General features: G+C 78.5%; 1 protein-coding gene. It reads left to right on the forward strand.

Going from position 1 to position 1114, the window contains the following annotated elements; all coding sequences use genetic code 11:
* Positions 1-947, forward strand: a 947-nt coding sequence (locus tag HLB09_RS17390) for a YhgE/Pip family protein (RefSeq protein WP_171204530.1), incomplete at its 5' end; no start/stop codon positions are given.
* Positions 948-1114: the final 167 nt, after the last annotated feature.

The raw sequence follows: 1114 nt of genomic DNA on the forward strand, positions 1-1114 counted from the left end.
CGGACGCGCTCGCCACCGGCACCGGGCAGCTCCTCGAGGGCGTCCGGCCGCTGGCCGCCAGCGCCCGTGCGCTGGACGAGGGCGCCTCCGCGCTCGCGGACGGCGCCGGCCAGCTCGCCGCGGGCGAGGACCAGGCCGTCACCGGCACCGAGCAGCTGGCCGGGGGAGCCCGGGCTCTCGCGACGGGCGTCGGCCAGGCCCGCGACGGGGCGGCGTCCCTGCGCGACGGGCTCGTCCAGGGCGCCTCCGGCGTGCCGGACCTGTCGGCGGACCAGCGGGAGCGGGCGGTCGGCGCCATCAACGACCCGGTCGCCACCGCCAGCGCCAGCACCGCCCAGGTGAGCACCTACGGCGCGGGCCTCGCGCCGTACCTCCTGGCGCTGTCCCTGTGGATCGGCGGCTACGTGCTCTTCCTCGTCGTCCGCCCCCTCTCGCGGCGTGCGGCGGCCGCGGGGCGGTCGGCGCTCGGGACGGCGCTCGGCGGGTACGGGCCCGCGGCCGCCGTCGGCGTCGTGCAGTCCGTGCTGCTGTGGACGGTCGTCGTCGCCGTCCTGCGCCTGGAGCCCGCCGCGCCGCTCGGCCTGCTGGCCCTCCTGCTGCTGACCTCGGCGACGTTCGTGGCCGTGGTCCACGCCCTCGTGGCCTGGTTCGGCCTCACCGGCCAGTTCGCGGGCCTGGTCCTGCTCGTCCTGCAGCTCGTCAGCTCCGGCGGCACCTTCCCGTGGCAGACGCTGCCCGCGCCGCTCGCGGCGGTGCACCAGGTGCTGCCCATGAGCTACGCCGTCGAGGCCTTCCGGTCGCTGACGGCGGGGGGCTCGGCGCGCCCGGTGCTCACCGCCGTGGCGGTCCTCGGCGGCTACCTCGTCCTCGCCCTGGCCGCGTCGGCGCTCGCCGCGCGGCGCGGACGGGTGCTCTCGCCGGCCGACCTGAGGCCCGCCCTGGGCTGAGCGGCGTCCTCGGCGTACAGTGGTTACCGGCCGGTAACTTACCGGCCCGCCCGGTGCCGCGAGGAGGCTCGCCATGACGCAGACGACGGAGACCCCGACGCCCGCGACCACCCCGACCGCCGCCCCTGCGACGGCTGGTCCCACGACGGCCGGCCCCTCGAGCGGGG

Origin of the sequence: Pseudokineococcus marinus, from assembly GCF_013004605.1 — a bacterium.
GTDB lineage: Bacteria > Actinomycetota > Actinomycetes > Actinomycetales > Quadrisphaeraceae > Pseudokineococcus > Pseudokineococcus marinus.